The sequence below is a fragment of the Aminipila sp. genome (assembly GCF_032051575.1).
Taxonomy (GTDB): Bacteria; Bacillota; Clostridia; order Peptostreptococcales; family Anaerovoracaceae; genus Aminipila.
In genome coordinates this window covers 260,981-273,370 of the sequence record NZ_DAMBYD010000003.1, presented here as the reverse complement: position 1 = coordinate 273,370, position 12,390 = coordinate 260,981, and the positions used below count along the sequence as shown (strand labels likewise).

The 12,390-nt window shown below is 36.8% G+C and carries 14 protein-coding genes; 11 read left to right on the top strand and 3 right to left on the bottom strand.

Translation table 11 applies throughout. From position 1 onward, the window contains the following. Positions 1 to 153: 153 nt before the first annotated feature. The 4 genes from RTW14_RS05405 (at position 154) to RTW14_RS05390 (ending at position 4,932) form a co-directional block, all read left to right on the top strand. Complete coding sequence (locus RTW14_RS05405) at positions 154 to 2,718, top strand: PAS domain S-box protein (protein WP_312648675.1); 2,565 nt, start codon at positions 154 to 156, stop codon at positions 2,716 to 2,718. Positions 2,719 to 2,795: 77 nt separating this feature from the next. Continuing rightward, complete coding sequence (locus RTW14_RS05400; RefSeq protein WP_312648674.1) at positions 2,796 to 2,978, top strand: helix-turn-helix domain-containing protein; 183 nt, start codon at positions 2,796 to 2,798, stop codon at positions 2,976 to 2,978. A gap of 107 nt (positions 2,979 to 3,085) precedes the next feature. After that, positions 3,086 to 3,838: a hypothetical protein gene (locus tag RTW14_RS05395; RefSeq protein WP_312648673.1), complete on the top strand. Its 753-nt coding sequence runs from the start codon at positions 3,086 to 3,088 to the stop codon at positions 3,836 to 3,838. A 62-nt stretch (positions 3,839 to 3,900) separates the two neighbouring features. Further along, entirely contained in the window at positions 3,901 to 4,932 is a 1,032-nt protein-coding gene (locus RTW14_RS05390) for a hypothetical protein (protein WP_312648672.1), read from the top strand. A 58-nt stretch (positions 4,933 to 4,990) separates the two neighbouring features. On the opposite strand, the gene RTW14_RS05385 is transcribed toward RTW14_RS05390, so the two are convergent. Further along, positions 4,991 to 5,596: a DUF6143 family protein gene (locus RTW14_RS05385; protein WP_312648671.1), complete on the bottom strand. Its 606-nt coding sequence runs from the start codon at positions 5,594 to 5,596 to the stop codon at positions 4,991 to 4,993. Between the two features lie 200 nt (positions 5,597 to 5,796). On the opposite strand from RTW14_RS05385, the gene RTW14_RS05380 reads away from it, so the two are divergent. The 4 genes from RTW14_RS05380 (at position 5,797) to RTW14_RS05365 (ending at position 8,232) form a co-directional block, all read left to right on the top strand. Then, on the top strand, positions 5,797 to 6,117 hold the full coding sequence (locus RTW14_RS05380; RefSeq protein WP_312648670.1) for a PadR family transcriptional regulator: 321 nt from the start codon (positions 5,797 to 5,799) through the stop codon (positions 6,115 to 6,117). Further along, on the top strand, positions 6,110 to 6,727 hold the full coding sequence (locus tag RTW14_RS05375) for a DUF1700 domain-containing protein (RefSeq protein ID WP_312648669.1): 618 nt from the start codon (positions 6,110 to 6,112) through the stop codon (positions 6,725 to 6,727). The genes RTW14_RS05380 and RTW14_RS05375 overlap by 8 nt, the downstream gene beginning before the upstream one ends. Then, positions 6,720 to 7,595, top strand: coding sequence for a DUF4097 family beta strand repeat-containing protein (locus RTW14_RS05370; protein WP_312648668.1), 876 nt, complete (start codon positions 6,720 to 6,722; stop codon positions 7,593 to 7,595). Before RTW14_RS05375 ends, RTW14_RS05370 begins: the two co-directional genes overlap by 8 nt. Positions 7,596 to 7,662: 67 nt before the next feature. Then, on the top strand, positions 7,663 to 8,232 hold the full coding sequence (locus RTW14_RS05365) for an acetylglutamate kinase (protein ID WP_312648667.1): 570 nt from the start codon (positions 7,663 to 7,665) through the stop codon (positions 8,230 to 8,232). A 95-nt stretch (positions 8,233 to 8,327) separates the two neighbouring features. Here RTW14_RS05365 and RTW14_RS05360 read toward each other — a convergent pair whose 3' ends face one another. Then, on the bottom strand, positions 8,328 to 8,729 hold the full coding sequence (locus tag RTW14_RS05360; protein WP_312648666.1) for a bacteriohemerythrin: 402 nt from the start codon (positions 8,727 to 8,729) through the stop codon (positions 8,328 to 8,330). 152 nt (positions 8,730 to 8,881) lie between these two features. Beyond that, a complete protein-coding gene (locus RTW14_RS05355; protein WP_312648665.1) occupies positions 8,882 to 10,129 on the bottom strand; it encodes an S-layer homology domain-containing protein in 1,248 nt (415 codons plus the stop codon). A 246-nt stretch (positions 10,130 to 10,375) separates the two neighbouring features. On the opposite strand from RTW14_RS05355, the gene RTW14_RS05350 reads away from it, so the two are divergent. The 3 genes from RTW14_RS05350 to RTW14_RS05340 are packed head-to-tail and all read left to right on the top strand — an operon-like array spanning position 10,376 to position 12,358. Then, positions 10,376 to 10,990: a TetR/AcrR family transcriptional regulator gene (locus RTW14_RS05350; RefSeq protein WP_312648664.1), complete on the top strand. Its 615-nt coding sequence runs from the start codon at positions 10,376 to 10,378 to the stop codon at positions 10,988 to 10,990. After that, complete coding sequence (locus RTW14_RS05345; RefSeq protein WP_312648663.1) at positions 10,987 to 11,613, top strand: GNAT family N-acetyltransferase; 627 nt, start codon at positions 10,987 to 10,989, stop codon at positions 11,611 to 11,613. Before RTW14_RS05350 ends, RTW14_RS05345 begins: the two co-directional genes overlap by 4 nt. Before the next feature lie 28 nt (positions 11,614 to 11,641). Then, positions 11,642 to 12,358, top strand: coding sequence for an SAM-dependent methyltransferase (locus tag RTW14_RS05340; protein ID WP_312648662.1), 717 nt, complete (start codon positions 11,642 to 11,644; stop codon positions 12,356 to 12,358). Positions 12,359 to 12,390: the final 32 nt, after the last annotated feature.

Genomic DNA, 12,390 nt, shown 5'->3' with positions numbered 1-12,390 from the left:
TAAAAAGTCAGAGATTATTTTCTCTGGCTTTTTAAATATTTGTAAATGTAATTAATGGAAATGAATGGTATAATGTTTTAAATTATTATTTATAAAAGCAATAGCAGTCTTATATAAGCATACATTGTCGCGGGTAGAAAGGAGATGAGTAAGTTGAGAGAAATAAATGAAAGTTTTATACGAAACATTCTTGAATCACTGCCAATGGCATACGCTTACCATAAATTGATACTAAATGAGGAGGGAAAATCGGAAGACTATATTTTTCTTGATGTAAATGCCTCTTTTGAAAAAATGACAGGCTTATATATAGGCAATATAATAGGAAAAAAAGTAACAGAGGTACTTCCTGGAATTAAAAAAGATGAGTTTAATTGGATTGAGTTTTACGGAAAAGTCGCGATTACCGGAGAAACTAAAGAAATTACCCAGTACTCTGATATACTAGACCGCTGGTATAAGGTAACTGTTTTTTCTCCTGAGAAACAGTATTTTGCTACCGTTTTTCAAGATATAACTTCTCAGATAAGAGATCATGAGCTATTGACAAAACAAAAGGAAAAGATTGAAAATCTTTACAAGGATTTAGAAATTATTTTTAATAGCACACAGGATGCAATGTCTTTGGTTGAATGTAGAGGTGAAGACTTCCAATATATACGTAACAACGCTATTCATCAGAGCAGATCTGGATTTAAGGCACAAGATATAAAAGGAAAAACACCAAGCGATGTATTTGGACAAGAGGGAAAATATGTGCTGGAAAATTATCAAAAATGCAGGGAACTTGGGAAACCAGTAACATATGAGCATGTATTTCATTTCGCCATTGGCGACAAGGTTTGGCTTACCAGTATAACACCGGTTATTCAAAAGGGTATTGTAAAATATCTTGTTACTTCCAGTAAAGATATTACAGAACTAAAGAATCTGCAGCAAGAACATGAGGAAACATTGCAGAGGCTGCAGTCAATGTTTAGCAGCCATATGGCTGTTATGTTAATAATAGACCCGCATACTGGGAAAATACTGGATGCAAATCCTGCTGCCTGTGATTTTTATGAGTATACTAGAGAAGAATTACTTTCTATGAATATCCATGATATTAATCAGTTACCAGAAGATGAAGTTACTAAGATGCGCGTTAAAGCATTTAAAAAAAATCAGAAGTACTTTGTATTTCCGCATAAATTAAAGAGCAGTGTAATAAAAATGGTAGATGTTTATTCCTGCCCTATTCCTTATGGGCAAAAGACAGTACTCTATTCCATTATATTTGATGTGACCGACAGAGAAATGTTTCGAGAAGATTTAAGTCATGAAAAAGAAAGGTTACGCATCACCTTGAACTCTATTGGAGATGGAGTTGTGACGACTGACACTGATGAGAAGATAACCTCTATCAATGAGTCAGCAAAAGAAATTACAGGATGGAATGAAACAGATGTACTAGAGAAAAGATTTAACAGTATATTTAAACTTATAAGTGAGAAAACGGAAGAAAAGGTAGATGATCCTGTTGAAAAGGTATTGAAAACAGGAAAAATAGTTGAACTTGATAATCATACTATATTAATAAATAAATCAGGGGATTCTGTACCTATAGCGGACAGTGCTGCACCTATAAAAGATAAAAATGGGCACGTTCTGGGGGTAGTTATGGTTTTTCGTGATGTGAGTAAAGACAAGGAACAACAAGAACAAATTCTGTATTTGAGTTACAATGATGCGCTTACAGGTCTTTACAACCGGAGATTTATGGAAGAAGAACTCAAACGAATGGATGAGGCGTCTCAGTTGCCATTAGCAGTGATTATGGGTGATGTAAATGGACTAAAACTGGCGAATGATGTTTTTGGACACGAACAAGGGGATAAGCTTTTGAAAAAAATAGCAGAGATTTTGAAAGCAAACTGTCGGGAAACAGATATAGTAGCCAGATGGGGCGGTGATGAATTCTTAATGATACTACCAAAAACAAATCGGGAAACAGCAGAACGCATTATTGAAAAGATAAAAGAAAGCTGCATTGAAAATAGCCATGGAACGCTGCAATTAAGTATTGGACTAGGGCTTTCTGTAAAAAGTGGCAAAGAAAATCTAGAGAGTGTGATACAGGAAGCTGAAGAACATATGTATCATGAAAAACTTTTAAATGGAAAGCTCTTTAAAAAGTCTATGATAGAAATTGTACTTCAATCGCTTTATGAAAAGAATCTAGAATCCAAGGACCGCAATAAAAGAATGAAGGCCTACTGCAAAGCAGTAGGAGATAGGTTAGAGCTATCAGATAAAGCCATTGGTGAACTTATCCTTTTAGCTGAAATGCATAATATTGGCCTAGTAGGAATTAAATCTGGACTTTTGGAAAAGATAGAACCACTTACTACGGAGGAATGGGAAGAAATAAAGAGACATCCTGAGATTGGTTATCGTATTGCTCAATCTACACCAGACTTTATGGTAATAGCAGAGGCTATTCTAACACACCATGAATTTTGGAATGGCAAAGGATATCCACGGGGTATAAAAGAAGAAAATATCCCGCTACTTAGTAGGATATTGGCAGTTGCAGATGCCTATGATGCCATGATAAATGATCGGCCTTATCGGAAAGCTATGAATAAAGAAAAAGCCATTGGTGAATTGAAGAAGAATGCAGGTGTGCAGTTTGATCCAACTGTTGTGGAGGCGTTTATTGTGTCAACTGATAGTTGATTTTATTAACTGAAATCAACTATAAATCCATTGTTATCTCTTATAACAATCGTATAATTAAACTTGAGGTGATAATTATGAAAGAGATAAACATTGCAAGAAAATTAATTGAGAAGCGTAAGGAAAAAGCAATTACCCAGGAAGAACTTGCTGCATACGTTGGTGTATCAAAGGCTTCTGTTTCCAAATGGGAAACAGAACAAAGCTACCCAGATATTACATTTTTACCCCAGCTTGCCGCATATTTTAATATCATTTAACTGCTCAGTTCAGTGCTCAGCCTTTTGACGATGTTATAAACGAGTGTCATAAAATCATCAAAAAATATTATTCTTGTTTTCCCCTTTTGCTGCAAATGGCAGGACTTTTGACCAATCATTATATGCTGGCCAAGGAAAGAGATGAGCAAGAGAACATTCTTAAAGAAGTAATTGGTTTATGTGGAAGAATCAAAGAAGAAGCAGGGGATGTGAAGATGTTAGATCAAGCTAATTCTCTCGAAGCTATCTGCTGTTTGATGTTAAACAATCCAAATCAAGTAATACATTTACTGGATGGTATAATGAAACCGACCTCTTCCAATGAAACAATATTGGCAAGTGCTTACCAGATGACAGGAGATATGCAGAAGGCAAAGGAAGTATTGCAAGTTGGATTATATCAACATTTAATTGAGCTAATGGGAATTCTTCCTAGCTATCTTTTGATTTTTCAGGATGCTCCGGACCGCTTTGAAAAAATTCTACAACGAACAATCTGTCTATCTGAAATATTCGACTTAGATAGGCTCCATGCAGCAGTTATGTTACAAGTATATTTAGCGGCTGCACAAGGATATGCTATGCAAAACAACCAAGACAGGGCACTGGATATGATAGCGAAATATGCAAATGTGTGCACATCGGAAGTATTTTCATTTACGTTACATGGAGATGATTTCTTTGACAGTATTGAACAGTGGTTTGCAGATTTTGATTTAGGAAATCAAGCCCCACGTGATGATAAAGTAATCAAAATAAGCATGTTGCAGGCAATAATTCAAAACCCTATTTTTAACGCTTTTTTAGAGAATTCAAGATTTAAGAGCATCATAGCAGAAATGAAATCTAAACTCTGCTAACTGAAAGGATATAACAAAACGAAAATCAGCATATATATGAAACTGGATAGGAGTGAGTATATATGCCAATTCAATTTAAAAAATTCATAGGCATCATTTTAATTGTACTAATTGTTGGTGTAACAATTAGAATTGTTCCCATAGCAAAAGATAAATGGGGTAAACTTACGCCAGTGATGGGTGGAACGATACATTCTTTAGTTGTTGTCGATTCTTCATCTAAAAAAGAAGCGGTAAAGCAGAGTGAAGATCAGGACGACAATGAACGGTTTCGTAGACCGTCAAAGCAGATTACATTAAATAATGAATTCTCATTTAGGTATTTCCAAAAAGATAATGACAAGCCACCACTCATCACAACGGCTTTTGAAACTTCCGAGAATCTAGTAAAGGCATATTTCGGCATATTGAAAAGCGCAGCGAACATGAAGGACTATTTGGGTGGCTGTGGGACTATAGGTAATTCTTTACAGCCATATCCTTATGCATACGAACTTTATAGTAATAGTACTCAAAAGGATATGCCTTTATCCCAATTTGTTGATTCATTTTCAGGAATTGGGCAGATCAACTTATTAAAGTTATATCCAGCGTATGTACCATCTGGCACACCAGACAACATTGGATATTATATGTTTGAAATAGAAACTATAACTGGACCTTCTGAAAAAGATGAAAAATCATATAACCGTGGTGGAAGCTATTTTGCCTACTATTATGGGTTGATTACAACAGAGTATGATCCGAATTATGGCTGGAAAATAAAAGAAATCAACTATCTGCCAGAGGATTTTCTCTGCGCTCCGGACCACGGATGGTCGTATTCTGCAGAATATCTTGTCCCAATTGTTTACCAGGACTGGTATCATTTGATTGATAACATAGACCGCATAGAGCAGGATGGAGACATTGTAAGCGTATATGCCTCAGGCCCAGACAAACAATATAAATTTGATTTCGTACGGCTTACAAATGGGTATGATATTCTTATGCATGAGAATCTATGGAATAATGGTCGCTGGGAGGAAATTAATATCCTGTCGAAGCAGGATCAAGGGCTAAAACTTTCTTCCTTAAATCCAAATTTAAGGTAAAACAACAGCCGGACTTCAGAGATGAAGTCCGGCTATTTCTGTAAAAAAGGGTTCTAAATCACCGTGCGGGATATCCGCAAGGAACGCAATTATTATCTACAATTTTTTCTTCCCACCAGCCAAAAGCAATTCTTCCTGAGGCAGCCTTCTGAGTACCTTCTGTAATCGATAAAAACACTAAAAAGGAACCGCCAGGAGGGAAAATCAATTTACCATTTTCCGTTTCAACCAAGGTGATTTCAGGCTCCCCTCTGCGTACAAAGGCTTTAATCCCTCCAATAGGATCACCGTATACATTTGATTCTAGCTGCAATTTTACCTGAGGTTTTGGCAGAGGCTGTATCGCTGTATTTGAAGGGGTTACTACAGCTGACTGGTACCCCAGTTCTGAAGGTGGTGTTGCATTAAACCAGAATTGAGCGCGAAAGGGTGATTCTGATATATCCGTTACTGTCCACACATTAACGTGAAGATTCACACCCGAATAACTTGGGTTATATAATCTTGCCCATGCGCTGGTACCATTTCCAAAGCTTAGATTATCTGCATAACCAATAAAATAATCGCCTTTCATAGATTCGTATAGTTCTATAGGAATATTTACACTTTTATTTAGGTTATGTTGGCAATTACACTGCAAATTGCGATTTGTCATATCATACATAATGTCACCCTTTCTATGGCGTGCTTTTTATAATAGCAATATTATAAAGTTATAGTATGCTGAATTGATATTGACGGTGAATATTTCGGTAAGGATTATAATCTTAAGAACTTTGTAAGAATATATTTATTGACGAACAATATTATACGTCGTATAGTATTGTTATAAAAATAATATAACCAATAGAAAAGAGGGAGAAAATGGGGTTTCAAATTGGATCGGCCTTGCTTGATGCTTGTGTATTATCCGTTCTTTCAAAGAGCGATACCTATGGGTATGTATTAACACAAACCATGAAGCAGGTTATGGATATTTCAGAGTCTACACTCTATCCGGTTTTACGAAGGTTACAAAAAGAAAACTACTTACGTACGTATGACCAACCTTTTCAAGGACGTAATAGAAGATATTATGCCATAACAAGTGAAGGTAAAGCCAAGTATGAACTGTATAAGAGAGATTGGATTATTTACAAAAATCAAGTTGATGAATTATTGTGTGGGGAGGATAAGGATGAATAGGCAGGAATTTATAAAGAAGCTTGAGTCAGAACTGTCAAAGCTTCCAAAGAATGAAATCAAGGATGCCATAGATTATTATAATGAGTATTTAGATGATGCAGGGTTAGAAAATGAGGAAACAGCCTTAAAAGAGCTTGGAAATCCTTCAAGAATTGCAACACAGATTAAGGCAGACTTTGCTGTAAAGCAGTTAAGCATTAAAAAGGCAGGAGACAAGGCTGATGGGAAAAAAGGTATTGCAATAATATGGTGGGTAATTTTAGGAATATTTACTGCACCAGTAGCTTTACCAATAGCTATTACTGGTGGCCTGCTTGCCATATGTATCTTATTAACATTAGCCATCATTGTAATTGCAGCACTATTCTGTGTAGCGGCATTCTTTATCAGCGGGATTATTGCATTCGTGGCTGGAATATATTTAATTTTTGCTAATTTTGTTAATGGCTTATTTGCAGTAGGCGTAGGAATGGCACTAATTGGAGCTACAGCCTTACTGGCATTAGGGGTTGTTTTAGGAACGAAAGCATTGATTAGTTGGTCTGCTAGAAGGATGGATAAGAAAAGAATGATGAAAGCTAAGGGAATGGAGGCGAAGGACGATGAATAAAAAATTAAAAATGTACATTATTGTGTGTATGTGCTTCATTGTAGTGGGGGCTTGCCTTGCCGGAATAGGTTTAATGCTAGGTGCCACTGGAAATATAGAGCTTAACCATATTTTTTTGAATCTAGGGCATCCGGCCACGCTGAGTGGGGAGAAACTAACAGATTCCGTAGAAATAAATCAGCCTGTCAATGTGATAAAAACAAAGCTTGGTTTAGGTGATATAAAAATGATTGAAGGTAATCAGTTTAAGGTTGTATATACTTATGATAAAGGTATTGGAAAGCCTGATATTAACATTGCAGACGGAACTTTAACTATTGCTGACAAATTCGGCAGGGAGGATGTAAATATTCAAGCAAAAAAATGGTCTTCCTTCAAAGATAATAAAGGACTTGAGTATAAAATTTATTATCCAAAGGGTATGAAGGTCAAGTTGATTGAAATGAATAACAATATAGGGGAAATTGATATTTTCGGCGTTGAAACAGAAACATTAAAATTAGACCTTGATGTAGGAGATATTAAACTTACTGATGTGATTGCAAACAATGCAGATATAGATTCAAGCGTAGGTGATATAAAAACTGAGAATATCCAAACTGGAATACTAAAATTAGATCTTGGTGCAGGAGATATAAATGTAGAAGGAAGCCTTAAAGGTGTAAATAGCTTTGATACAGACATGGGAGATATAAAAGTTGAAACAACACTTGAAAAAGATAAATATTCTTTAAAACTAGATGCCAACCTGGGAGATATAACCGTGAACGGAGATGAGCAGGGGAGGAAGTGCCAGGTTAATAATAATTCGGAAAATAATATTGAAGCACAAACTTCAGCAGGGGATATTAGACTTAAATTTCAATAGGTGATGTTTTGAACAAAAATAGTTACGCAGCATACAATAGAATAGAATTATTTAGGAGGAAGTATGGATGGAAGAACAAAATTCTGATTGTATGAATGGTAACTTATCACCAAAACAAATCAAATTATACAACTTACTTAGGCGCCTTTGGGTTGAACATGTAATGTGGACTCGCTTTTTTCTTATCAGTACAGCAGCTAATCTTGCAGATTTAGATTTTGTAACCAAAAGACTGCTGGAAAATCCAACGGACTTTGCGTATGCATTGAGTTTGTTCTATAGTAATCAGCAGGCTATGGAATTTGAGAAGCTTTTTACAGAACATCTTGCAATCGCGGCACAATTAGTAAATGCAGCTAAGGCAGGAGATACAAAAACAGTTGATGAACAGCGCCAAAAATGGTACGAAAATGCAGATGAAATTGCAAACTTCTTAGGAGAGATTAATCCAAACTGGAATCAAGAGGCATGGCGGTCCATGTTGTATGACCACTTGAAAATGACTGAAGCCGAAGCGGTGCAAATACTTACAGGTCAATATGCTGAAAGTATAGAGGATTTTGATGCCATACAGGAAGAGGCCTTGAAAATGGCCGATGAGATGGCATGTGGCATGATTAAACAGTTCAATGTCTAATCATAATAACCCTGTGTCCGCAATGAAAAAAAGCCGTCTGGAATACCAGGCGGCTAAAATTTTATAATATGGATATGTAGTCTATAAAGTACATTTTATTTTGCGCGAATATGAGCTGCTACTTTAACATCTTCTTTTTTGATGTGATTGATAAGCCAGCCGCCGATACTACTGTTTACTTTGCCTACCAGAACAAGACTTGGGCCTTCTTTATCCAGTTGATCTGCTATATCACGTACAACCTTTTTAAATCCCTCGTGATACTGTTTATGGTTTGGATAGTCAGGATATTGGCTTGCTAGCTGAAGCTTTTCCTCATCTGCAAAGTGCTTTGAGGTATAATCATATAAAAAAGTAGTAGTTTCTTTTAGGGAATCTCTTCCTTTACCTTGTGAACATGCATCCAGCAAGTTGTTGATTGCAGCGATTAGCTGCTTATGCTGTTCATCTATGGTACCGTTTCCTGTTTCTAAATCACTTGTCCAATCGTATTTCATAATTACTATTCTCCTCTTCCTATATTTTCTATTAATTATACCTATGTAAAATCGGGATATCAAGGTATAATATTACATTTCTCTTATGTTATTTATATACCCTTGCAGACTTCATACAAACAGTATATTTAAACAATTTATAAAAAATGATTTTACTGGATTACCAGTGCCTGTTTTCGCTCGTTATAAATACGCTCAAAAGTATTTCCGTCTTGCCAGTATTTATATTCTTTACTGGTATCCGCTATATTATATGGGTCTGAAATATAATACATATTGGTTTTTTTATCATATCCACAGGCTAGAATAACGTGATTATTTGATAAAAGTCTCTGTCTTGTACCTTCAATGTAGTAATACCTGTAAAATGGTTTTTCCCAATGCATAGTAGCATATACAACCACAGGATTCCCATCCAATAGTTCTGCTTGTAATTCATCAATGGTACTACCAGAAAAATCATCAACATTACCATACTTCTCCCCATAAGCTGCTAAAACAGGGGGATATATTGTAGTTCTTGTTTTCTTGGTTAAATCAGCGGCAAATGGTGAACCGACAAAACCCTTGGCGGGATTTGAAGAATCTCTGGGAAGGTTATTTAAAAATTCCAAAAGCCCAACACCTTGTGCATATCCTTTTGCTTTAAGCCCCATTAATAGGGACGTGCCTTCACATCCAACAATGGCACTAACAGGATAAATCTGACTGATATAAGGTACATTAATCACTTTATAGTCCGGTAATGTTATGGCAGGGGCAATGGCGTCTAAGTGTGATATTTGAAATATGATTGTGGCAATCTCCGCTCTAGATACAGATTTTTCTGGTCGATAAGTATTGTCTTCATAACCATGAATAATCCCTTGGCTATAAAGGTAACATATAGCTGTTCGAGCATAACTATTTTCAATGTCTGTAAATGGACAGTTTGAGGTTTGTGCATAATCAGTTAGTAGTCCGAAATGCTTATAAAATTTATAAAATAAATCACCCATAGATTCTCTAGTCAAGGCATTATTTGGCTGAAAAGTACCATCAGGGCAAGTTCCCATAATATTATTTCTATACATGTACTGAATGGATTCTAATGACCAAGTATTATGCACATCTGCAAGTATTATGTTCTCATCTATATATAAATCTGAAGCTTGAATGAGCCCTTGCTCTAAGGCAAAACGGGTAAGCAGGACACAGGCTTCTTCTCTAGTTATGGATTTACTGGGTTTAAAGCGCCCATCGTCATAACCAGACATAACTTTATTTTCTATTAATGTGTTGATTGCTGTTCCAGCCCAATGAAATTGGATATCCCGAGGAACAGCGAAGGCAACCACAGTTGATAAGAGTAAAGTAAATACAAGTATTACGGGCAGAATTGCTATTAATAATCTACTCATGTTTTCTCCTTTATTGATACGACTATTGGTACGACGATTGAAAGAATATTTGTATAAATTTTTCTAATTATATCAAAAGAATCATGGTAATAAAATATATATTTTTAAATATATGAAATTAAAAAAGTTTTGTAATTCTGTTGACAAGTGAACGACCGTTTACTATAATGATGGTAAACAATCGCTCACTGGTTTGTGAGGGAATATCTATGCATTTTGTGCATCGTTCTTTAAGGAGGTACAACTATGAATACGAAAGAAGCAATCCTATTGGAGTCACTGCGCCTGTTCTCACGCCGTGGTTATGAAGCGGTGTCTGTCCGGGATATTGCCAAGCAATTAGGAATTACTCAAGGAGCTCTATATAAACATTATTCCAGCAAGCAAGACATCTTTGACAGCATTGTTAACAGGATGCGTGATAATGATTTGGAACGTGCCCAAATGTATGAACTGCCTGAAGGAAGTTTTTTAGAAATGGCAGAGGCCTATGGAAATACCCAAATGGAACAAATTATACATTTCACCGAAGCACAGTTTCGCTATTGGACAGAAGATGAGTTCGCTTCAAGTTTTCGGAAAATGCTGACTATTGAACAGTATCACAATCCAGAAATGAATGCACTTTATCAGCAATATCTTGCGTCTGGGGTTGTAGGATACGTGGAAGATTTGTTTCGTGAGATTTCTCAGCAGAGGGATCGGAAGTGGGATAACCCAAAGCAGCTTGCCCTGGAATTCTATGCACCTATCTATATGCTGATGAATCTTTATGATGGAAACGAAAATAAAGAAGAAGCAATTTCACAGGTGAGAAATCACATTGATTACTTCATGCAAGCTATGGAGGAAAAACAATGAGGAAGAATAAAATGACCATAAGATTAGAACAGAAAAAGGATTATTTTGAAGTTGATAACTTAACCAGAGAGGCATTTTGGAACGTATATCGTCCGGGGTGTTCTGAGCATCTGGTTATCCATAACCTTAGAAAGGATGCCTGCTTCGTGCCGGAGTTAGATTATGTTCTGGAGGAGGACTGCAAAATCATCGCCAATATTGTTTATGCAAAAGGTACTTTAACATTAGACAGCGGTGGAAAAACTGATATTTTGTTGTTCGGACCGGTTGGCGTGCTCCCTGAATACCAGGGCAAAGGATACGGTGCAGAAATGATTAGCTTTACACTGGAGAAAGCAAAACAGATGGGATATCCCGCAGTTGTGATCACAGGTAACCCCGAGTATTACAACAGATTTGGCTTTGAAAGCGCCTCAAAGTATGGGATTTATTATGATGGGCTGGAAAGGTTTGAGGAAGCGTCCTTTTTTATGGTTAAAGTTTTAAACAACCAGGGGATGGAAGCTTTAAAAGGAACTTATTCCGATCCGAGATGCTATTTTGTGGATGAGGAAGAACTTGAGGCGTTTGACAAAACATTTCCGCCTAAAGTGAAAGAAGTCAGAGAAGGACAATTGCAGTAAGTGGAAAATATCAATGGAGGAATTAAGTATGGAATATATCAGGAGCAAAAAATATGATACGCCCGCATGGCACGAGAAAATCATGGGGCCGAATCCTATCAAATTGGAAGAGGAATTGCTGCAAGATCATAAAATATCCAGGGGTGCTATCGTTATGGATTTGGGCAGTGGGAAGGGCTTGACTTCCGTTTTTCTGGTCAAGGAATATGGATTTTCTGTCTACGCAGCTGATTTATGGAGCAATCCGGTAGAAAACAGAGAATTTTTTGACAGTGTGGGGCTTTCAAAGGACCAAATTACCCCAATAAAGGCAGACGCCACTAATCTGCCCTTTAGCAGAGAGTTCTTTGACGCTGTAATCAGCACGGATTCGTACAATTATTTTGGCCGTAATTCAGAATATCTGGACAAATGCCTGTTGCCGTTTGTAAAGCCGGGTGGGTACATCTATATTGCTATTCCCGGAATGAAAAAGGATTGCCACGAGGCACTTCCGACTTCGCTGCTACTTTCTTGGACCCCGGAGCAACTGGATTATATGCACGATGTAGAATACTGGACGAACATGGTCAGTCATTGTCAGAATGCCGAAGTAATCTCCGTATATGAAATGGAGAGTAACGAAGAAGTGTGGGCGGATTGGCTTGCCTGTGAGAACGAATATGCGGTGCAGGATCGAAAGGCAATAGAGGCTGGTGGCGGCAAATATTTGAATTTCATTGCCATCATTTTGAGAAAAAAATAGAGAATAAGATGAGGATTTCATTTGAAACTATG

Coding starts and splice junctions, on each gene's coding strand:
- RTW14_RS05365 (WP_312648667.1), top strand. CDS start 7,663: ATGGAAGAACAAAATTCTGATTGTATGAATGGTAACTTATCACCAAAA.
- RTW14_RS05350 (WP_312648664.1), top strand. CDS start 10,376: ATGAATACGAAAGAAGCAATCCTATTGGAGTCACTGCGCCTGTTCTCA.
- RTW14_RS05345 (WP_312648663.1), top strand. CDS start 10,987: ATGAGGAAGAATAAAATGACCATAAGATTAGAACAGAAAAAGGATTAT.
- RTW14_RS05380 (WP_312648670.1), top strand. CDS start 5,797: ATGGGGTTTCAAATTGGATCGGCCTTGCTTGATGCTTGTGTATTATCC.
- RTW14_RS05385 (WP_312648671.1), bottom strand. CDS start 5,596: ATGTATGATATGACAAATCGCAATTTGCAGTGTAATTGCCAACATAAC.
- RTW14_RS05360 (WP_312648666.1), bottom strand. CDS start 8,729: ATGAAATACGATTGGACAAGTGATTTAGAAACAGGAAACGGTACCATA.
- RTW14_RS05340 (WP_312648662.1), top strand. CDS start 11,642: ATGGAATATATCAGGAGCAAAAAATATGATACGCCCGCATGGCACGAG.
- RTW14_RS05370 (WP_312648668.1), top strand. CDS start 6,720: ATGAATAAAAAATTAAAAATGTACATTATTGTGTGTATGTGCTTCATT.
- RTW14_RS05400 (WP_312648674.1), top strand. CDS start 2,796: ATGAAAGAGATAAACATTGCAAGAAAATTAATTGAGAAGCGTAAGGAA.
- RTW14_RS05355 (WP_312648665.1), bottom strand. CDS start 10,129: ATGAGTAGATTATTAATAGCAATTCTGCCCGTAATACTTGTATTTACT.
- RTW14_RS05390 (WP_312648672.1), top strand. CDS start 3,901: ATGCCAATTCAATTTAAAAAATTCATAGGCATCATTTTAATTGTACTA.
- RTW14_RS05375 (WP_312648669.1), top strand. CDS start 6,110: ATGAATAGGCAGGAATTTATAAAGAAGCTTGAGTCAGAACTGTCAAAG.